The sequence below is a fragment of the Bizionia saleffrena genome, assembly GCF_008086175.1.
Lineage (GTDB): Bacteria > Bacteroidota > Bacteroidia > Flavobacteriales > Flavobacteriaceae > Bizionia > Bizionia saleffrena.
The window spans coordinates 79,912-99,324 of record NZ_VSKM01000003.1 but is presented as its reverse complement, the minus strand read 5'-3'; the positions used below and the strand labels follow the sequence as shown (position 1 = coordinate 99,324).

Annotated in this window: 18 protein-coding genes and 1 other RNA gene; 7 read left to right on the top strand and 12 right to left on the bottom strand. The window is 34.7% G+C overall.

The window, feature by feature from the left end; translation table 11 throughout:
• Positions 1-93: 93 nt before the first annotated feature.
• A complete protein-coding gene (locus ES676_RS03370; protein WP_148368634.1) occupies positions 94-723 on the top strand; it encodes an OmpW/AlkL family protein in 630 nt (209 codons plus the stop codon).
• Between the two features lie 366 nt (positions 724-1,089).
• On the opposite strand, the gene ES676_RS03365 is transcribed toward ES676_RS03370, so the two are convergent.
• From ES676_RS03365 to clpB, 3 genes are all read right to left on the bottom strand, one after another.
• Entirely contained in the window at positions 1,090-1,752 is a 663-nt protein-coding gene (locus ES676_RS03365) for an SdpI family protein (protein ID WP_148368633.1), read from the bottom strand.
• Positions 1,753-1,755: 3 nt separating this feature from the next.
• Complete coding sequence (locus ES676_RS03360; RefSeq protein WP_148368632.1) at positions 1,756-2,010, bottom strand: autorepressor SdpR family transcription factor; 255 nt, start codon at positions 2,008-2,010, stop codon at positions 1,756-1,758.
• A 441-nt stretch (positions 2,011-2,451) separates the two neighbouring features.
• Positions 2,452-5,061 (bottom strand): ATP-dependent chaperone ClpB, encoded by a 2,610-nt coding sequence (clpB, locus tag ES676_RS03355; RefSeq protein WP_148368631.1) that lies wholly within the window; start codon positions 5,059-5,061, stop codon positions 2,452-2,454.
• Positions 5,062-5,323: 262 nt separating this feature from the next.
• Here clpB and ytxJ point away from each other — a divergent pair, with 262 nt between their 5' ends.
• Positions 5,324-5,713, top strand: coding sequence for a bacillithiol system redox-active protein YtxJ (gene ytxJ / locus ES676_RS03350; protein ID WP_148368630.1), 390 nt, complete (start codon positions 5,324-5,326; stop codon positions 5,711-5,713).
• Positions 5,714-5,871: 158 nt separating this feature from the next.
• Positions 5,872-6,846: a bile acid:sodium symporter family protein gene (locus tag ES676_RS03345; RefSeq protein ID WP_148368629.1), complete on the top strand. Its 975-nt coding sequence runs from the start codon at positions 5,872-5,874 to the stop codon at positions 6,844-6,846.
• 164 nt (positions 6,847-7,010) lie between these two features.
• Here the strand turns inward: ES676_RS03345 and fahA are convergent, their stop codons facing one another.
• Complete coding sequence (gene fahA / locus ES676_RS03340; RefSeq protein ID WP_148368628.1) at positions 7,011-8,303, bottom strand: fumarylacetoacetase; 1,293 nt, start codon at positions 8,301-8,303, stop codon at positions 7,011-7,013.
• Between the two features lie 201 nt (positions 8,304-8,504).
• Here fahA and glyA point away from each other — a divergent pair, with 201 nt between their 5' ends.
• The gene (gene glyA, locus ES676_RS03335; RefSeq protein ID WP_148368627.1) at positions 8,505-9,779 is read left to right on the top strand and encodes a serine hydroxymethyltransferase; all 1,275 of its coding nucleotides are present in this window, start codon (positions 8,505-8,507) and stop codon (positions 9,777-9,779) included.
• 81 nt (positions 9,780-9,860) lie between these two features.
• On the opposite strand, the gene ES676_RS03330 is transcribed toward glyA, so the two are convergent.
• From ES676_RS03330 to ES676_RS03295, 8 genes are all read right to left on the bottom strand, one after another.
• The gene (locus ES676_RS03330; RefSeq protein ID WP_148368626.1) at positions 9,861-10,277 is read right to left on the bottom strand and encodes a hypothetical protein; all 417 of its coding nucleotides are present in this window, start codon (positions 10,275-10,277) and stop codon (positions 9,861-9,863) included.
• Positions 10,278-10,412: 135 nt separating this feature from the next.
• Positions 10,413-10,901, bottom strand: a complete 489-nt coding sequence (locus tag ES676_RS03325; protein WP_148368625.1) for a hypothetical protein — start codon at positions 10,899-10,901, stop codon at positions 10,413-10,415.
• Between the two features lie 76 nt (positions 10,902-10,977).
• Positions 10,978-11,280, bottom strand: a complete 303-nt coding sequence (locus tag ES676_RS03320; protein ID WP_148368624.1) for a hypothetical protein — start codon at positions 11,278-11,280, stop codon at positions 10,978-10,980.
• A gap of 21 nt (positions 11,281-11,301) precedes the next feature.
• Complete coding sequence (cydB, locus tag ES676_RS03315; RefSeq protein WP_148368623.1) at positions 11,302-12,375, bottom strand: cytochrome d ubiquinol oxidase subunit II; 1,074 nt, start codon at positions 12,373-12,375, stop codon at positions 11,302-11,304.
• A gap of 2 nt (positions 12,376-12,377) precedes the next feature.
• Positions 12,378-13,709, bottom strand: a complete 1,332-nt coding sequence (locus ES676_RS03310; RefSeq protein ID WP_148368622.1) for a cytochrome ubiquinol oxidase subunit I — start codon at positions 13,707-13,709, stop codon at positions 12,378-12,380.
• Between the two features lie 303 nt (positions 13,710-14,012).
• Positions 14,013-15,566 (bottom strand): hypothetical protein, encoded by a 1,554-nt coding sequence (locus tag ES676_RS03305; protein ID WP_148368621.1) that lies wholly within the window; start codon positions 15,564-15,566, stop codon positions 14,013-14,015.
• Positions 15,567-15,647: 81 nt separating this feature from the next.
• Positions 15,648-16,037 (bottom strand): acyl-CoA thioesterase, encoded by a 390-nt coding sequence (locus ES676_RS03300; RefSeq protein ID WP_148368620.1) that lies wholly within the window; start codon positions 16,035-16,037, stop codon positions 15,648-15,650.
• Between the two features lie 406 nt (positions 16,038-16,443).
• Positions 16,444-17,475, bottom strand: coding sequence for a glutaminyl-peptide cyclotransferase (locus tag ES676_RS03295; protein ID WP_148368619.1), 1,032 nt, complete (start codon positions 17,473-17,475; stop codon positions 16,444-16,446).
• 87 nt (positions 17,476-17,562) lie between these two features.
• Here ES676_RS03295 and ffs point away from each other — a divergent pair.
• The 3 genes from ffs to fsa all read left to right on the top strand — a co-directional run bounded on the left by ffs (position 17,563) and on the right by fsa (position 19,292).
• Positions 17,563-17,661, top strand: an RNA gene (ffs, locus tag ES676_RS03290) — signal recognition particle sRNA small type.
• A gap of 74 nt (positions 17,662-17,735) precedes the next feature.
• The gene (locus tag ES676_RS03285; protein WP_148368618.1) at positions 17,736-18,536 is read left to right on the top strand and encodes an SDR family oxidoreductase; all 801 of its coding nucleotides are present in this window, start codon (positions 17,736-17,738) and stop codon (positions 18,534-18,536) included.
• A gap of 93 nt (positions 18,537-18,629) precedes the next feature.
• Complete coding sequence (gene fsa / locus ES676_RS03280) at positions 18,630-19,292, top strand: fructose-6-phosphate aldolase (RefSeq protein WP_148368617.1); 663 nt, start codon at positions 18,630-18,632, stop codon at positions 19,290-19,292.
• Positions 19,293-19,413: the final 121 nt, after the last annotated feature.

The following is a 19,413-nucleotide window of genomic DNA, read 5'->3' as shown; positions in this document are numbered from 1 at the left end:
TACTACAGAATTCAGGATTTACCTATGACTTTTGTCAACGTTAAAGCTATGTGTTGTAAGTATTTTTGGGGTATAATATTAAAACATAATACTATGAAAAAAGTAATTTTTAGTGCCCTAATGTTGTTTGCGTTTATATTTAACGCACAAGCACAAGATGATGACAAAATGAATGCTGATTTTAACAAATGGCAAGCACGTTTTAGAGTGGTAACCGTAATACCCTCTCCAGGAGATAATTTAGACGGTTTAGATGTCGATTTATCGACGTCGTACATTCCAGAAATAGATATCACCTACTTCTTTACAAGAAATATAGCAGCCGAATTAATTTTAGGAACTACAAAACACGAAGTTGAAGTTGGAAATAGCCTAGCAACCACAGATTTGGGGCACGTTTGGTTGTTGCCTCCAACATTAAACCTTCAATACCACTTCTACGCCGGGGATTTTAAACCTTATATTGGTGCAGGTATTAACTATACGTTTTTCTACGAAATTGATGAAGGAGCGGTGGCAGGAATGGAATACGACGATGCTTTCGGGGTCTCTTTTCAAGCAGGATTAGATTATAATTTAGACGATAAATGGTTTTTAAATCTAGATATTAAAAAGCTATTATTATCTACCGATGTAAACGTAGATACCGGTGCAGGTGTATTACCAGTAGAGGTAGACATCAATCCATTAATGGTCGGAATTGGTGTTGGTAGAAAATTCTAATCAACGTTATCTCGTATATAGTTCAATATAAATTAACAAGCCGCCATAGTGTGGCTTGTTTTTTTAAATGAAAGGAGCTTTTTTTTAGCGTTATTTTTGGTTTGTAGTAACGCTTTCGCGGAATTGTTATAGCTTCAAACGTGGTTTTAGCACCTAATAAATAGAGTGATTCCTTCACCCTTTTTAAGCTAAGAGAAAGATAAGCGCACTTAATTTCTTATAATAATTCCCGACGTTTGAAGGCGTCGCGCTTCGGTTTATAAAGGAAAGACAACAGCAATAGTAGAGTAATAGGGTTTCACTTTGGCACTATGAAAAATACAGTATTGTACCCGTTTAATCCTATAATTAGCCCTAAGATGAAATCTAAACGTGTTGCTCTAAATCACTTTTCTTTTCCTTCTGAAACATAAAGTAGGAGTAGAGAATAGGTAGTATTGAAATAACCCCTGTAACAATTAAAAACACCGTGTAATTCGCTTTTTGGTCTAGAATTAAACTAGAAATAATTACAATAATACCACCAATAAACCATAATTTACCTCCCATTTTGTGCGTTTCCTTCCAAACAGATTCACTTTCTAGCGTCCAAGGCGTTCTAATCCCAATAAAGTAGTTGGCTTTAATTGTTTTAAAATAATTTCCAAGAATTAAATACAACAAACCAATACAAAGTACTATATAATTAGGGTTTGTAAGCGATTCATTTTTTGCAGTGTAAATAATAAACAAAGCCAAAACAGACATAATAGTAGTGAGTAAAAACTTTAAACTCTGCAGTTTGTTACCCATATTTTTCAACTTATTTTTAGGGTCGATTTTCGGAATCACCAAAAACACAACATATGTGAGAACAGGGAGTAAAAACGGAATTAATAAAAGCTCTATTTTTTCACCATAACGATCTATTTCTCCCTCAATATTCCAGTGCATCGGTACTTTTTCTGGCAAATCATTCCATACATAAGTGATGTAAAGGAACGGCAGTAATACTATTGCAATTAGCGGAAGTTCTTTTTTAAGTTTCATAATTTATTTTTTTAAGGTTAGTATCCAGTTTATTAAATCTTCTAAAATGCTAGTGTTTAAAGAGTATGCTACAAATTGTCCTTTTTTCTCACTTGTAATTAAATCCGCCCTTTTTAAAATATCTAGATGATGCGAAATGCTAGGTTTCGACATTTTAAATTGGTCTGCAATTTCTCCAGCATTCATGTCTCTTTCTTTTAGCATTTCTACAATCTGCCTTCTCGTTTCATCATTCAGTGCTTTAAATAACGCGTTCATTTTGTATGTTTAGGTATTTAGACAAATATCTAAATATTATTTTAATTCTGCAAAATTATTTCTTATTAAAATTATAACGCACTGATTTAATTACTTCTACGCGTGGTTTTGCTCAAGAAATAATTCCTGAATTCTACGAGATATTAACGATTGTTAAACATTTTTAAAGTAAATAAGGGCTCTTAAAGCACTATAAAAGTCCGTTTGCATACGGCCGAGTAGCTGCTTAAAAAGTATAAAAGAAAACAGTTTTAAACTGATGTAGCTTGAAGAGGCTCAACTCTATTTCTTAAAGCGTAGTCGAGAGGTTATTTACAAAAGGACATAAAAAAAAGCAACGTAGTCTAAAGTGTAGACCAACGTTGCTTTTCAAACTAACTAACCATTACTAGGAAAACGTACTCTTTTCTGAGTTATTTTACGTTAACAATAATTTATGATTTAGACCGCGTCGGAAACTAAATTCCCTTGATTTCTAAATACTAATTCTTTGTCGAAGGCATCGAGTAAAATAATACTATCGGTGTTTACGTTTCCTGAGAGTATTTCTTTACTCAAGGTATTTAAAACTTCTTTCTGTATTACTCTTTTTACTGGTCTTGCACCATATTCTGGATTATATCCTTTCTCTGCTAAGTAAGAGATTGCTTCTGGTGTCGCGCTGAATGTTATGCCTTGCTTACCAATCATTTTAGCGACACCTTTTAATTGTAACTGCACAATTTCGGTAATGTTATCCTTAGATAGCGGTGTAAACATAATCGTGTCGTCAATTCTGTTTAAAAACTCAGGTCTTACTGTTTGCTTCAATAAAGCTAAAACATCCACTCTTGCAGCTTCAGTTGCCGCGTCTATGTCTTTAACAGCAGCGAATCGCTCTTGAATAATATGGCTACCAATATTCGATGTCATAATTATAATAGTGTTTTTAAAGTCGGCAACGCGTCCTTTATTATCTGTTAAATGGCCTTCGTCTAACACTTGCAATAAAATATTGAAGGTGTCCGGGTGCGCTTTTTCAATTTCATCTAACAGTACCACAGAATACGGTTTGCGTCTCACTGCCTCCGTTAATTGTCCACCCTCATCATAACCTACATATCCTGGAGGTGCTCCAACCAAACGGCTCACAGCGTGGCGCTCTTGGTATTCACTCATATCTATTCGCGTCATTGCATTTTCATCATCAAATAAGTACTCGGCTAATGCTTTTGCTAATTCTGTTTTACCAACTCCCGTAGTTCCTAGAAATAAGAAAGAGCCTATTGGTTTTTTTGGGTTTTGCAATCCCGCGCGACTACGTCTTACGGCGTCACTCACAGCGACAATAGCTTCTTCTTGGCCAACGACGCGTTTGTGTAATTGATCTTCAAGTTTTAGCAGTTTTTCGCGATCAGTTTGAAGCATTTTTGTCAACGGAATACCGGTCCACTTCGCCACCACTTCGGCAATATCATCATATGTAACCTCTTCTTTAATTAAAGACGTCGCCGATTGATTTTCTTTTAATTCTTGTTGCAGTTTTTCTAAAACTTCTTGCGCTTCTTTAATCTTACCATAACGTAATTCGGCAACCTTACCATAATCACCATCGCGTTCGGCACGTTCGGCTTCGATTTTAAAGTTTTCAATCTCTAATTTTCTATTCTGAATATTATCGACAACCGCTTTTTCGGTTTTCCATTTCGCATTTAGCTCGTTGCGCTCTTCTTTTAAATTCGCTAACTCCGAACGTAAACTTTTTAGTTTGACTTCATCTTTTTCCCGCTTAATGGCTTCAATTTCAATTTCTAACTGCATCACTTTTCGGTCTAAAACATCAAGCTCTTCCGGTTTAGAATTGATTTCCATTCTTAATTTAGCGGCAGCTTCATCCATTAAATCAATGGCTTTGTCTGGTAAAAATCGGTTAGTAATATAGCGTTGCGATAATTCTACTGCACCAATAATTGCTTCATCTTTAATACGTACTTTATGGTGTGTTTCGTACTTTTCTTTAATACCACGTAAAATGGAAATAGCACTTTCTGTATCGGGTTCGTCGACCATTACTTTTTGAAAACGACGTTCTAAAGCTTTGTCTTTTTCAAAATACTTTTGGTATTCGTCTAGGGTTGTAGCTCCAATCGCTCTCAATTCGCCACGCGCTAAAGCTGGTTTTAAAATGTTAGCAGCATCCATAGCACCTTGTCCGCCACCAGCACCTACAAGCGTGTGGATTTCGTCTATAAATAGTACAATGTTTCCATCGCTTTCAGTTACTTCTTTAATAACGGCTTTTAAGCGTTCTTCAAATTCACCTTTGTATTTTGCACCGGCAATTAAGGCGCCCATATCTAGAGCGTAAATTTGACGATCGACTAGATTTTCGGGCACATCGCCATCTACAATTCTATGAGCTAAACCTTCTGCTATAGCAGTTTTACCAGTTCCAGGTTCTCCAACTAAAATGGGGTTATTTTTTGTGCGTCGCGATAAGATTTGAAGAATACGTCGTATTTCTTCATCACGACCAATTACAGGATCTAATTTCCCATCTTTGGCTAATTGGTTTAAATTTTTCGCGTATTTATTTAAAGAGTTATACGTTTCTTCTTGGTTTTGAGACGTTACGCGATCGCCTTTTCTAAGCTCTTCAATACTTGCTGTAAGATGTTTTTCTGTAACGCCTTGATCTTTTAAAACTTGCGCAATTTTACTGTTCGATTTAAAAATGGCGAGTACTAAATGCTCAATCGACACATAATCGTCTTTCATTTTTTTAGCAATGATAGCGGCTTCGTTTAGCGCTTTTGAAGCGTCGCGCGACAACACTAAATCGCCACCCGAAACTTTTGGAAAACTCTCTATTTGCTTATCTAAAATTTGTTGTACCATAGGAACGTTGACATTCATCTTTTTTAAAATGAAAGGGAGTACATTCTCATCGACATCAAAAATAGATTTTAAAATATGTTCATTCTCTATTTGTTGATGTCCTAAACTCTGTGCAAGTTGTTGGGCTTGTTGTATCGCTTCTTGCGATTTAATTGTAAAATTATTAAAATCCATAGCTGTATGTTTTGTGGTCTTTGGTTGTTATCGGAAGTTTACCTAACGCTTCTAATTAATAGGACTGAAGACTATTGTTTGTTTTTGTTTGATCGAGATATTTCAATTATCTTACCAAATAATAGCGAACGACAAAATGTCTGTTATCACGAATATTGATATGACTTTTTGTCGGAATGTAAGGTTATATTAAAGATACGACTTATACGATGAGCGTACAAATAAAATCAGTGATTACTGATTGCTAAATACAAAAAATATTATGGGATTTATAAATAAGTTGTTTGGAGGTTCTAGTGAGCCCAAAGAAGAAAAAGTGCTGCCGTGGTTGCTATTAACTTCGGAGTCGCAATTAGAAACGATTGAAGAGCGTTCTAAAACAAAAACGCAAGTCGTTTTTAAACACTCTACACGATGTGGTATTAGTAGTATGGCAATGAATCAGTTTGTATCGAATTACGAACTCACTGCTGAAGATTTAGATTTATACTATCTCGATTTACTAAATTTTAAATCGGTGTCTAATGAAGTGGGCTATAAATTTCAAGTGCTTCACGAGTCACCGCAATTATTAGTCATTAAAAATGGAGTAGTAGTAGCACACGAAAGTCACGGTGCTATTAATGCTTTAGATTTAAACCGTTTTATATAAAGAAACAAGTGTTTTTTCAAAGTGTTTTTTAATTATATAACTTCACGGTTGCTATTATCTCTTTAATTTCAAGTGAATTTCGCGTGTAATTTTAACGTTAAACTAAGACGTTTTGTATCTTCGGGCTATTATTTAGTATACCTAGAAATCAAGCATTTATGAAGGTTAAGATTGATAGATTCGTTGTGTCTATTGTAGTTGTAATATTTATAGCTTACTTTTTTCCACAATGGGGAATAGAAAGCAGCATAATTCCTATCGATACGATTAGTGCGATAGGAATTTCTCTTATATTCTTTTTCTACGGACTTAAATTGAGTCCGACGAAGTTAAAAGAAGGGATTAAAAACTGGAAGCTACACCTTTTGGTCCAGGGTTCTACATTTTTAGTTTTTCCGTTGTTAGTTTTAATTTTTAGGCCACTTATTCAAAATCAAGAGCAAGAAACGATGTGGTTGGCGTTCTTTTTCTTAGCCGCGCTGCCATCGACAGTATCATCGTCTGTTGTTATGGTTTCTATGGCAAAAGGAAATGTTCCAGCTGCGATTTTTAACGCGAGTATATCCGGGATTATCGGTATTACGATTACACCACTTTGGATGGGGTTATTTATAAACGATACCCAAACGCATTATGATTTTACTTCTATTTACATCAAGCTCATAGTTCAAATACTTCTGCCTGTTGTTTTGGGCTTACTCTTACAGCGCTACACTAATAATTTTGCTCATAAACATAGTGCTAAACTCACCCTTTTTGATAAGTCTATCATTCTATTAATTATTTATAAAAGCTTTGCGGAGTCTTTCTATAAAAACATTTTTAGCGCTGTGTCGCTATTAGATTTAGGTGTGCTTTTTATAGGTGTACTAGTACTCTTTTTAATCGTGTTCTTAGTCACCGGGTTTACGGCAAGAAAATTAAACTTAAATAAAGAAGACCAAATTACGGTACAATTTTGTGGTACTAAGAAATCGTTGGTGCACGGCACGGTATTTTCTAAAATTATATTTGGTAATATGGCAACCGTAGGTATTATCTTATTGCCGCTTATGCTGTTTCACGCGTCACAACTATTAATAATAAGTATTATCGCTAGTAAACTTGCTAAGCGGGAACGTTTTGAGGAATAATGTGTTGTAATTTGAAATGTAATTTGTGGTCTTCTGTTGGAGCTAAATTTAATCTAAAATCTAATTACTGCTTTTGCAGTGACATAAATACTTATAGCAAGGAACAAAAAAAACAGCCTCTTAAATTTAAGAGGCTGTTTTTATATGTATTTATACTATTTTTATTACTTGTTTTTCTTCGCATTAAAAACAGGTAATAATTTTGTTTTTACTTCTCCAAATCCAATACGTGTTCCATCTTTTTCACAGTAACCTCTCATAATAACCGTATCGTTATCATTTATAAATTTACGCTCGGTACCGTCATTCATTGTAAGTGGTTTTTCACCTCTCCAACTTAATTCTAACATCGATCCGTAAGAATCTGGAGTTGGGCCAGAAATGGTTCCACTACCCATCATATCTCCCGAGTTTATTGGGCAACCATTTATAGTGTGGTGCGCTAGTTGTTGCGCCATAGACCAATACATATATTTAAAGTTAGATTTACTTATCACCGTTTCTTTAGCTTTTTCAGGCTGAAGTGCCACTTCCAAGTTAATATCAAAACCTTTTTTTCCTTTTTGTTGTAAGTATTCCAATTGCTTTTTTAAAGGTTTAGGGCCTTGTATTCTGTAAGGTTCTAAAGCATCTAATGTAACAATCCAAGGAGAAATAGACGAGGCGAAACTTTTCGCTAAGAAAGGCCCTAGTGGCACGTATTCCCATTTTTGAATATCTCTAGCACTCCAATCGTTAAATAAAACTAATCCGAAGATGTATTCTTCCGCTTCATCAATAGGAATAGGTTCTCCTAAATCGTTAGCATCGGTAGTAATAAACGCCATTTCTAATTCAAAATCTACTAATTTTGAAGGTCCGAAAACAGGTTCGTTCGCTCCGGCCGGTAATGTTTGACCTTGTGGTCTGTGCACATCAATTCCCGATGGAATGATAGACGAACTTCTACCGTGGTAGCCTACCGGAATATGTAACCAGTTGGGTAGTAAAGCATTCTCTGGATCTCTAAAAAGAGTTCCCACATTTGTTGCGTGCTCTATGCTCGAGTAGAAATCTGTGTAATCACCAATTTGAACCGGTAATTGCATTTCGATTTCATCCAATCTAAAAAGAACAGTTTCTTTATGTTGTATGTTGTTTTTTAGCGTCCCATTTTCGTTATCAAAAATGTCCGCAATTCTATTTCTTACTAAACGCCAAGTTTTACGACCGTCGGCAATAAAATCGTTTAAAGTATCTTGAAGAAAAATATCATCGGTTAATGGTATTCCTTCAAAATAACCTAATTGGTGTAAAGCTCCCAAATCTATAGCTGTATCACCAATTCGAGTTCCAATAGTTATTATATCGTCCCTAGTAAGAAAAACTCCAAAAGGAATGTTTTGAATGGGGAAATCTGAATTTTTATCGACGTGAAGCCAAGATTTTCTATCAGGGTTATTTGCAGTTATTGACATGTTAAGGGTGTAATTTTAAAGTTTGTAAATCATTCCAAACCTACATATTTTTTTTATTTTACAAGAATAAAATCGAAAAAAACGAGATTGAAATTAATCATTTGTTAAAATAGTTACGTTTAGGAGTAAATATATGTTTTTTCAAGTTTATAACTAATCAATTTCTTATTTTTGGTTCTTATTTAACACTAACAAAATATTATGCAAAGGGACGAACAAATATTTGAATTAATTGATGCTGAAAAAGAAAGACAGCTTAACGGTTTAGAGCTAATAGCCTCAGAAAACTTTGTAAGTGATCAAGTTATGGAAGCAGCAGGTTCTGTTTTAACCAATAAATATGCAGAGGGCTATCCTGGAAAAAGGTATTATGGCGGGTGTGAAATTGTAGATGAGGTAGAGCAGATTGCGATAGATAGAGCTAAAACGTTATTTGGCGCAGCGTATGCTAACGTGCAACCACACTCTGGAAGTCAGGCAAACACGGCTGTTTACCACGCGTGTTTAAGTGTTGGAGATAAAATTTTAGGATTCGATTTATCTCACGGAGGTCACCTAACACACGGTTCGCCAGTAAATTTTTCTGGTAGATTGTACAACCCTGTGTTTTATGGTGTCGATAAAGAAACGGGATTAATAGATTACGATAAAATTCAAGAAATTGCAACCAAGGAGCAGCCAAAGTTAATTATTGCTGGCGCTTCAGCGTATTCTAGAGATATGGATTTTGAGCGTTTTCGTAAAATTGCAGATAGTGTCAATGCTATTTTATTAGCCGATGTATCGCACCCTGCCGGATTAATTGCAAAAGGTATTTTAAACGATCCAATTCCGCATTGTCATATTGTTACAACAACAACACATAAAACATTAAGAGGTCCAAGAGGTGGGTTAATATTAATGGGGAAAGATTTTGAAAACCCGTTTGGCTTAAAATTGAAAAACGGAAACTTACGTATGATGTCTTCTCTTCTCGACTCTGGTGTTTTTCCAGGAAATCAAGGCGGGCCTTTAGAGCACATTATTGCGGCTAAAGCAATTGCTTTTGGAGAAGCGTTAACCGATGAGTTTTTAACGTATATGCTTCAAGTGAAGAAAAATGCTGCGGCAATGGCCGACGCATTTATGAAAAAAGAATATGGTATTATTTCTGGTGGAACAGATAACCATATGATGTTAATAGATCTGCGCAATAAAAATATCACCGGTAAAGACGCCGAGAAAGCACTAGTGAAAGCTGACATTACTGTGAATAAAAATATGGTGCCTTTCGACGATAAGTCGCCATTTGTAACGTCTGGAATTAGAATAGGAACTGCCGCTATTACAACTCGTGGATTAAAAGAAGAAGATATGAGTGGTATTGTAGCGCTTATTGATGAAGTTATTACAAATTACGAAAATGAAGAGGTCTTAGAAAAAATAGCAGGAAAAGTAAATGCAATGATGAGTGACTTACCGTTATTTAAAATGTAAATACTGTTTAATAGTTTTATAAAAACCTGTATGAAATCATACAGGTTTTTTTGTTTAACTTTAAAAAACACTATTAATACATTACTTTTTTGATATTTTCTGAGCTAATTGACCACCTAACCACGCCATCGGAATGTATGCTAAAAGCAAATCGGCGGTGATAAACCAAAGAGGACCAGTTATCATAAAATTAATCATAATTCCGCCCAGTAAAAAGAACACTCCTATAATATAAGCAAACTTCATTTTATTATTTGTCGCCATACTATAAGCGATTATCGCGCCGACAAAAGTCCCTAAAGCGTGTGCTAAAAACGGAAATATAAAATAATTAGTCCCTAATGTTGGCATAACTTTCGATAAGGCATTCATGTTGTTTATATCAATATTTGGAATAGGATAAATAGAATGTCCGACTTGTATTAAAGCCATATTAATAATACTGCCGCCAATCCATCCTAAAATAATGGCAAGAATATTTTTTATAGTAGAGTTCATAATGTCGTTTTTATAGTTGTTTATCAACTAAAATAAAGGTAAAAATAGATTTCAGGTGATTTATTATTTATTAAAATGCTGTGTTTTCGCCACTTTTCTTAAATTAGAAACACTAAAGTGTTCAAAAGATATAGACTAAATAAGCTTCATCTTTTTTGCCTTTTCAATCACCTCTTGCATTTCTTCTTCTTTTTGAGTCCCTATTCCAATCTTTTTTCCATTTTTAAGTGCAATCGCTACTCCTTTATTTCCTCTAGTATTGTACACGGTGCCATAGGCTGTATTCCATCTAATTCCCCATCCACCAACAAACCCATAATTAACGACTTCAGCAGTTTTAATATCTTTCCAATCAATCTCTTTTTTTACAAACGGAATGTAATTCATTTGTATGCCTTTCGAATTAATTTCTGTTTTTAAAGTAAGCCTTAGAAACACGCCGATAGTAGCAAATATAAAAATAGAGTAGAGGATTAATCCAACATCAGAGAGTGGGGCATCTCCTAAAGGTTCTTTTTTAATAAGTTGTGTGTAAATCCCAATAAGCGGGCTAATTCCAATAGCTATTAAAATAAGCCACAACCACCACTGTGTAAATTTCTGCGTTTCTTTAAATGTTAACATAATATATGTTTTATAGTGCCCTAAAATAAACATTTAATATTAAGTGTGAAATAGAATAGAATAGCACCATCAAGATTTATTTAGGTTTTTCGAGTTTGTTTTTTAAGTAATGCATTACAAAAACAGCGAGCGCCCCGCCTAAAAAGGAAACAACACAATTAATTGCGAATAATGGTAGTGAAACGGTGTCTATAATTACAATAGTTTGAGGATTAAAGCCTAAGCGTCCAAAACTTTTAATTAATAAAATACTCCCAAAAACTCCTGCAATTGTATTACCTATAAAACCAAAAGAGCGATTTTTATAGCGTATTGCAATACCATTTGCACCAAGGATGCCAAATACAATACTAATTAGTGAGATTAAGGTTGCTGTCATAATAAAGGGGTTTACTATTAATTAATGACCATAATCCATGGTGTCCACTTTGCCTCTCATCAATCTTTTTTGAACTATAAAATAGATTAATAATAGAATCAAGCCTACAATTCCCCAACCCATTGCTACGGACAAGCCATACTGTGCTGCTGAGGTGTTATAAATCGTTAACGACTCGTGAACGCTATTAGTAGATGGTAAAATAACGGGGAATAACGAGGCTAAAGACGAGGTGATTCCGCCTAAAATTATAAGTGTTGAAAAGACAAGTGGACTGTTATCATTTTTAAATTTTGAAATGAAAAATGTACCAACGACCCCCACTATAAAAAGCAACGGAAAAATTAACAGATAAGGTTTTTCTGAGAAATTATTAAATGAATCGGGGTTGATGGTTTTCCAGCTAATTAACGAGACAATCGTTAACAATAAAAGTACCCCGTTTAAACGTACGGCTATTGTTTTTAGTTTCTGATTAATCGATGAATTGGTTTTTAAAACAATCCAGTTTGCTCCGTGTATAGCCAAAGTAACAACACTTATAAAACCAATAATTAGCGTAAACCAATCGATAACTCCCGGGTGTGTGGTTAGTGGGCTAAAACTAGAATCCCATAGCGGTAAGAAAAAATAGTGCGCTTCGTAAATAGAGGAGCCATCTTCAAAACCACCTAAATTTACACCTCTTACAATATTACCTAAGGCAATTCCGAAGAATAAAGCCAAAAGCAGACTGGAAACACCAAAAGAAGTATCCCAAATATCTTTCCACATTTGGAAATTAAACTGACTTCTAAACTCTAAACCAATCGCCCGAAAAATAATGAGCCATAATACCAAAATCAATGGCAAATAGAACCCACTAAACACCGAGGCGTAAAATGTGGGGAATGCCATAAACAGTAAACCTCCGGCAGCCACAAGCCAGACTTCATTCGAGTCCCAATACAAACCGGCAGATTTGGCTATAACCTCTTTATCTTTATCCTTTTTGGCGTAAAATAAATGAATAATTCCTGCTCCAAAATCGTAACCATCTAAGATGAAAAAGACGACTAAAACAAGTGCAATAATAATAAACCAGAATAATTCCATAATTAATGAGTTTGAAATTTTGGACCTTGGTGAATCGTTTTACCAACCAATACTAAAAATAAAAGTCCGAGTAGCATATAAAGCGCGACAAAACCCAGTAAAGTAAATAATGTATTTCCTGAAGACACGTTTGGAGACACCCCTTCGCTAGTTCTAAGTAGTCCATAAACTAAGTAGGGTTGGCGACCTAGTTCGGCGGTGTACCAGCCCGTTAAATTTGCGATATACGGAAAGGGAACCATAAACATAATGGCCCACAGTAAAGCTTTCATTCCGTATAATCTTTTCTTCCATAAAAAGAACGCCGATATAACCATTAATCCAATAAAAATAGTACCTAAACCAACCATAATATGATACGAGTAATACAAGGCAGGAATATTATCTGGTAATTCCTCTTCTTTAAATTGGTCCATTCCTGCGATTTGTCGGTCCCATTCCTGGTACGTTAAAAAGCTAAGAATGTTGGGCACTGCAATTTTATTGTCCAATTTCTTTTCGATCATATTTGGCTGACCGATTAATATAATTTCAGCTCCAGCGTCTTCAGTCTCAAAAATTCCTTCCATAGCCGCAAACGCTGCAGGTTGATATTTTACAACGTTTTTAGCATTCCAATCTCCCGTTGGAAACGCCACTAAAACACTAGATATTAAGCCGAAAACGACCCCTGTTTTTAAAAATAATTTACCAAACTCTGTGTTTTTATCTCTTAAAATGTAAAACGCGCCAATGGCAGCCACTACAAAAGAAGAGGTAACGACCGATGCTAATTGGTTGTGTAAAAAGGCAGGAAGTAGCCAAGGATTTGTAAATAACTCAGAAAAATTATTAAGTACAAATTTCCCGTTTTCCAGTATTTCGTAACCCACAGGATGTTGCATCCACGCGTTGGTGGCTAAAATAAACCAGCCACTTGCCCAGGAGCCTACAAAGACTAAAAAAGCAGTTAAAAAATGAAGCTTTTGGCCTAGTCGTTTTTCACCGAAAATAAAAAGGACTAAAAACGAAGATTCTAAGAAAAATGAAAACAAACCTTCCATTGCCAAGGTTTGTCCGATGATACCACCGGTAAGCTCGGAGAACTTTGCCCAATTGGTACCAAACTGAAACTCCATTGGGATTCCTGTAACTACCCCCATCGTAAAGTTGATGGCAAAAATTTTCATAAAAAATTTAGCGGCGTCATTATATTTCTCTACTTTATCACGTAAATAGCGCCATTTAAAATAGACTATCATTAACGAAAGACCCATAGTTAATTGGGGAAAAATGTAATGGAAAGTGATTGTGAATGCAAATTGAAGTCTATCGTAAAAGATCATATCTTCCATAGCGCAGAATAAATTGAGAGTTTAATTTTTAATTGCGTTTTAAAAAATAATGCAGTGAAAAATAAAACAAAGAATAGCTAATTGATTAGCGTATTAAAGGTTTTTAATGGATCGTCGCACTGAAATTATAAAATTTAAAAAAATGTTTTACAATTTTATTTACTAATTTTTTAAAACGTTTTAACGAAGGTAATCAATAGTAATCTGTCTGAATGTAACTGCTGTTACTTATCGGAAAATTATCTTAGTTTTTTAAGGAATGTCGCGAACGCAAATTAAAAGTAATTCAAAAAAAAATAAGCTTTAAAAAGTAGTCTGTTGGTAGGCACCACTATCTGGAGATGCCGTTCTGTTCGTTCCAGAAAGATCTAACGGCACTTGATTGGCAAAAAAGGAATTGCCTATGCCATTTGCCGCCGAGTCCTCACTAATATTAAAATCGTTTTCAGTTACATTTTTAAATTTTGGTGATTGGTTAAACAGATTGCCTTCGTAATGTGTTGCATCGTTAAAATCGTAATTCGATCCCGTATAACTGTTATTTGCATTCTCAAAACGCAATAGTGAATTGGTGAATTTGAAGTTAAAATCTACTGAAGCATCAAAAATTTCATCGACTAAAAACTCAGGGTTATCATTTCCATAAACAATACAGTTGTTAAAATTGGCCTCGGTTAGATTATAAACTAAAGCTGTGTTTGAAGCGTCTACAACGAAATTATTAATTAGAAGTGCAGGAAATTGCCTAAAACTATTGGTCCAATAATTGGTAATAGTAGAATGTGTAAAATTATATTTTCCTCCTTGGGTTAAGGCTAATGACACTTGTCCAGAATTATTAATCACGAGATTCTCTCCTGAAATAGACGTGTTTCTCGCTAATACACCATAGTTACTAGAATTGTATATTTTGGTGTTACTTATCGTTAGTTTATTATTGGATGCATCGGGATTGCCGTCTACAATAAGAGCTACTCCAGCATTTTTTATGGTTGCATAATTAATACTATTATTTACGCTATTTTGAAATAACCAAATGGCGCCCCATTGTCCAGGAATATCAGAAAAACCAGGTTCTAAACGATCGCCTTCAAAAATCACTTCGTTTTCTAATAGAGTAGGGTCGGTACTTAAATCGCCATTCACTTGGAGCGCTGCGCTTTCAGACACTAGCAACCCAGAATTAGCGTGGAAATGTACTCGAGCGCCGGGGTTAACGGTTAGCGTTTCTCCGTTTGGTACAGCGGCATACCCGTAAATTACGTATGGTTTTTCGTTGGTGAAAGTTAATTCATCCGCTAATAATTCGCGCCCTTGAATATCGGTAGCTATAGATTCTCCATTGACATTTAAAGTTAAGGTTTCAACGATTCCTGTAGCACCATCACGATTAGGATAGATAAAAACGGCATCTTTTACCAAGGTTACTAAATTTACACTTTGTTGATTAATCCCCGAATCGAATTCAATTTTGTCCGTGTATAGAAAGGCGTTATTAGTTACCGGATTTGTAGTGGTGTTGTACGTCGTTTCAACAAAAATAAATAGACTGTCTTTAGCTAAAATTTCAACATTATAAAACGCTTTTCCTGCGGCTCCATCTACATTTAAACGGTAGCCAGAAGATTCTCCACGACTTAAACTCACCGAAGGAATTGTAATATCCTCATTACTACGGTTATAAACTTTTAGATTGTAAGTACTAGAGCCAATATTTGCAAATATGGTATCTAGATATACGGTGTCTTTAGAAAACTCTAACTGTCCTGAGCTAGGTTCGAATTCGAAATCTTTCCGGCAAGAACTCCACAGTAAAAGAAATGCAAAACAAGCGATAAAATATAAAGTACTTTTCATAGGTGCAAAAATAGAATGGCATTGGTTGTAAACGACTAAAATATAACTTTTGAAATACTAATTTAGTATAGAAAAGCCTTTTTAATTAAATAATTCTTCAATCTCTGGCGTAATGCGCGTAGGTCGTTGCGTTAATGCATTCATAAAACACCATTTGGTTTTAGATTGGGCAACGAGTTCTTTAGTTTCTGTATTATACATATCTACAGCACGCAGAGATGTAATAGAACTGGACTCGATAATATAGGTTTTAACGGTTATGGTATCGTTTAAAACCGCCGCTTTTTTATAGTCGATAGTGTGCGACATCAACACCCAGAAATATTTGTTTTTTATGTGCTGTGACGCTACTTTTTCCCAATGTGCTTTTGCGATATCGTTTACCCATTGCACATAAACAACGTTGTTTACGTGATTAAGATCGTCTAAGTAATTAGCAGTAACTGTGATATCGTATTCTAAGGCTTTCATAATTTTTAAATTAGCAGACTAAGATACTGTTTATTCCTGTTTTTTGAAAGATTTAATACTTTAGAATAGTACCGTATCTAATTATTGTTGTCCGATAAATGACACGAGATTACAGCACTTCTGATGTCAAGAATCAAGAACCAAGATTTCATTCTAACTATTAACCAAACAAGAAAGCTTAAAAAGAAAAAAACGCCACTATTTCTTTAAAACGATTAGCCAAAAAGCACGCGTTATTATAAGCAATTAGTGAACTTCTTTATTTTGACACAGATTATGCCTCTTAAACTATTTTAAATCGGATACTAATGATTACTAATAGATTTTTTTAAGACTATCCCGTATTGTTCATTTTTATCGCGATTAAATTGTCGTTAATGTCTCTCTGCTTTTTAAAAGGTAAAGGCTACTTTTCGATTATTTTAACCTCAAATAGTTTATCCCATCGTTTACCAGTAACAAAAATAGTTTGGGTTTCTGGGTTATAGGCAATACCATTTAAAACATCTAAACCTTGATGCTGAGTCACTAATTTTTTCAATGGAGAAAAATCGATAACGGCTTCCGTTGCTCCGTTTTCTGGATTAATAATTACTACACCATCTTTTTGATAAATGTTAGCATAAATTTTTCCATTAATCCACTCTAATTCATTCAAACGGCCAATTTTACCTTTATTAGTAAAAACCTGTATGTTATCTTCTTCAACCAAAGTCTCTGGATTTAAAAGCCAGATATGCGACGTGCCATCACTTTTGTATAGCGTTGTGTTGTCATTACATAAGCCCCATCCTTCTTTACTTTCGCCATATTTAAAACTGCTTTTGCGTTCTAATGTTTCGGCATCGTAAACAAAACCAGTGCCTTCTAACCACGTTAATAAAAACACATTGTTATTTAAAACGGTAAGTCCTTCACCAAAATATTTCTTAGAAAGATGCACATTTTTTGTTACGTTTCCAGTGGCGTAATCTAAGGTTCTAAGTTTAGATTCTCCATATTGTCCGGTACTTTCATAAAGCGTACCGTTATAAAACTCTAAACCTTGTGTGTACGATGTAATATCGTGGGGATACGAATTTATAATTTCGTAAGTCATTACTTTTGGCGCGACGTTATTCAATAGAGATAGTTTTTGCGACACCGTTTCCGTGTCGCCATTGTAAGTAACAATGGCTTCTAAGTTATGTTCACCTAATTTAAAGTCGCTTATTAGTGTTTTTGCTTCAATTGGGGTGCCGTCTAAAGTATAAGCGACCGAAGTCACTGCGATATTTTTAGCATTTTTAAGCGTCAATTCTAAGGTGTTTCCTATTTGAATGGCGTTATTTTCGGTATTTGTTTGAATAGAAAAATTATTTTTTTGAGAAGAACTGCCACTACAAGCGACAATTAAACTGCCTAAAAATATGATTGTAAGTACTTTAAATGTTTTCATTTTTGGTTTAATATTTTTAGCAAGATATTTATTAAAATTCAGTTTAAAAAATGATTGTAAAAGTATTAAAAGATTGTATCTTTGCACCGGCAAGTCCTACACAACTAGCTCCTGTTGAATCCTCCAGGTCGGGAACGAAGCAAAGGTAAATAGTCGTAGCAGTGTGATGTAGGGAGCTTGCCTTTTTTTGTGCCCAAAAGTCTCGTAACATTCTTCACTTAAATTATTGTATTTTTGGCCCATAAAAGTTTAAAATTTATATGTCTAAAGTTGTTTTAATTACAGGCGGTTCCTCCGGAATCGGAAAATCTATTGGAGAATTTTTAACCGATAAAGGATTTAAAGTCTACGGCACTAGCCGAAATCCAGAGCGTTATACTAATAGTAAATTTCCTATTGTAGCTTTAGATGTTAATAATCCAGAGAGCATTACTACAGCCATTTCTGAAATTTTAAAAAATGAAAACACCATAGATATTCTTATAAACAATGCCGGTGTTGGTATAACGGGGCCCATTGAAGAAATCCCTAACGACCAAATTCAACATAATTTCGATACCAATGTTTTTGGACCGATAAACGTTATTAAGGCTGTTTTACCTCAAATGCGTATTCAAAGAAGTGGATTAATTATTAATATCACGTCTATTGCCGGATATATGGGATTGCCTTATCGCGGCATTTATAGCGCGAGTAAAGGAGCCTTAGCGCTAATTACGGAAGCGTTTAGAATGGAAGTGAAAGATTTTAATATAAAAATGACCACTATTGCCCCTGGCGATTTTGCAACCAATATTGCTGCTGGACGTTTCCACGCGACTGTACACCCAAATTCTCCATATACTAAATATAAATCGGTGTTAAGTGATATCGATGAACACGTAGATAGTAGTGGTGACCCCATAGAGGTTGCCAAGAAGGTGTATCAAGTAATTAATGCCAAAAATCCCAAAGTGCATTATAAAGTAGGGGCTTTTATGCAGAAATTTTCAATTGTATTGAAACATATTTTACCAGATACGGTGTACGAAAAACTACTGTTAAATCATTACAAACTGTAAGTAGATTATGATTTTAATGTATTCTTTATTAAAAACAAGGGATAAATTGTAATTTAGCTCCAATTAAAAATAAACACTACTAAATATATTACCATGAAATTTTTTATTGATACAGCAAACTTAGAGCAAATTAGAGAAGCTCAAGATCTAGGTGTTTTAGACGGCGTTACTACAAACCCGTCATTAATGGCTAAAGAAGGTATTACCGGTCACGATAATATTATGAAACATTATGTTGAAATCTGCTCAATAGTAGATGGAGATGTTAGTGCTGAAGTTATCGCGACCGATTACGATGGAATGGTGAGAGAAGGAGAGGCTTTAGCGGAACTACACAATCAAATTGTTGTGAAATTACCAATGATTAAAGATGGAATTAAAGCGTGTAAATACTTTAGTGATAAAGGTATTAAAACCAACGTTACGTTAGTGTTTTCTCCAGGACAAGCATTATTAGCAGCGAAAGCAGGAGCAACGTATGTGTCTCCATTTATAGGTCGTTTAGATGATATTTCTACGGATGGATTAAACCTTATTGCTGAAATAAGACATATATACGATAACTACGCGTTCGAAACTCAAATTTTAGCGGCTTCTGTGCGCCATACAATGCACGTAATCGATTGTGCTAAATTAGGTGCCGATGTTATGACTGGTCCTTTAAGCTCGATTGAAGGGTTACTAAAACACCCGTTAACAGATATTGGATTAGCTAAATTTTTAGAAGATTATAAAAAGGGAAACTCATTGATTTAATTATTCAGATAAGACTATAAAAAAAGCTTCAGGGTATTACTGAAGCTTTTTTTGTTTTATACCTTTTTTAAAAATTGATTTGAGCCACAATCAGTTGAAATAATTAGACTTTATCTCCTTA

Bases quoted from the DNA above. Each gene is read 5' to 3' on its own strand.
- ES676_RS03370 (WP_148368634.1), top strand. From the start codon at position 94: ATGAAAAAAGTAATTTTTAGTGCCCTAATGTTGTTTGCGTTTATATTT.
- ES676_RS03365 (WP_148368633.1), bottom strand. From the start codon at position 1,752: ATGAAACTTAAAAAAGAACTTCCGCTAATTGCAATAGTATTACTGCCG.
- ES676_RS03360 (WP_148368632.1), bottom strand. From the start codon at position 2,010: ATGAACGCGTTATTTAAAGCACTGAATGATGAAACGAGAAGGCAGATT.
- clpB (WP_148368631.1), bottom strand. From the start codon at position 5,061: ATGGATTTTAATAATTTTACAATTAAATCGCAAGAAGCGATACAACAA.
- ytxJ (WP_148368630.1), top strand. From the start codon at position 5,324: ATGGGATTTATAAATAAGTTGTTTGGAGGTTCTAGTGAGCCCAAAGAA.
- ES676_RS03345 (WP_148368629.1), top strand. From the start codon at position 5,872: ATGAAGGTTAAGATTGATAGATTCGTTGTGTCTATTGTAGTTGTAATA.
- fahA (WP_148368628.1), bottom strand. From the start codon at position 8,303: ATGTCAATAACTGCAAATAACCCTGATAGAAAATCTTGGCTTCACGTC.
- glyA (WP_148368627.1), top strand. From the start codon at position 8,505: ATGCAAAGGGACGAACAAATATTTGAATTAATTGATGCTGAAAAAGAA.
- ES676_RS03330 (WP_148368626.1), bottom strand. From the start codon at position 10,277: ATGAACTCTACTATAAAAAATATTCTTGCCATTATTTTAGGATGGATT.
- ES676_RS03325 (WP_148368625.1), bottom strand. From the start codon at position 10,901: ATGTTAACATTTAAAGAAACGCAGAAATTTACACAGTGGTGGTTGTGG.
- ES676_RS03320 (WP_148368624.1), bottom strand. From the start codon at position 11,280: ATGACAGCAACCTTAATCTCACTAATTAGTATTGTATTTGGCATCCTT.
- cydB (WP_148368623.1), bottom strand. From the start codon at position 12,375: ATGGAATTATTCTGGTTTATTATTATTGCACTTGTTTTAGTCGTCTTT.
- ES676_RS03310 (WP_148368622.1), bottom strand. From the start codon at position 13,709: ATGGAAGATATGATCTTTTACGATAGACTTCAATTTGCATTCACAATC.
- ES676_RS03305 (WP_148368621.1), bottom strand. From the start codon at position 15,566: ATGAAAAGTACTTTATATTTTATCGCTTGTTTTGCATTTCTTTTACTG.
- ES676_RS03300 (WP_148368620.1), bottom strand. From the start codon at position 16,037: ATGAAAGCCTTAGAATACGATATCACAGTTACTGCTAATTACTTAGAC.
- ES676_RS03295 (WP_148368619.1), bottom strand. From the start codon at position 17,475: ATGAAAACATTTAAAGTACTTACAATCATATTTTTAGGCAGTTTAATT.
- ES676_RS03285 (WP_148368618.1), top strand. From the start codon at position 17,736: ATGTCTAAAGTTGTTTTAATTACAGGCGGTTCCTCCGGAATCGGAAAA.
- fsa (WP_148368617.1), top strand. From the start codon at position 18,630: ATGAAATTTTTTATTGATACAGCAAACTTAGAGCAAATTAGAGAAGCT.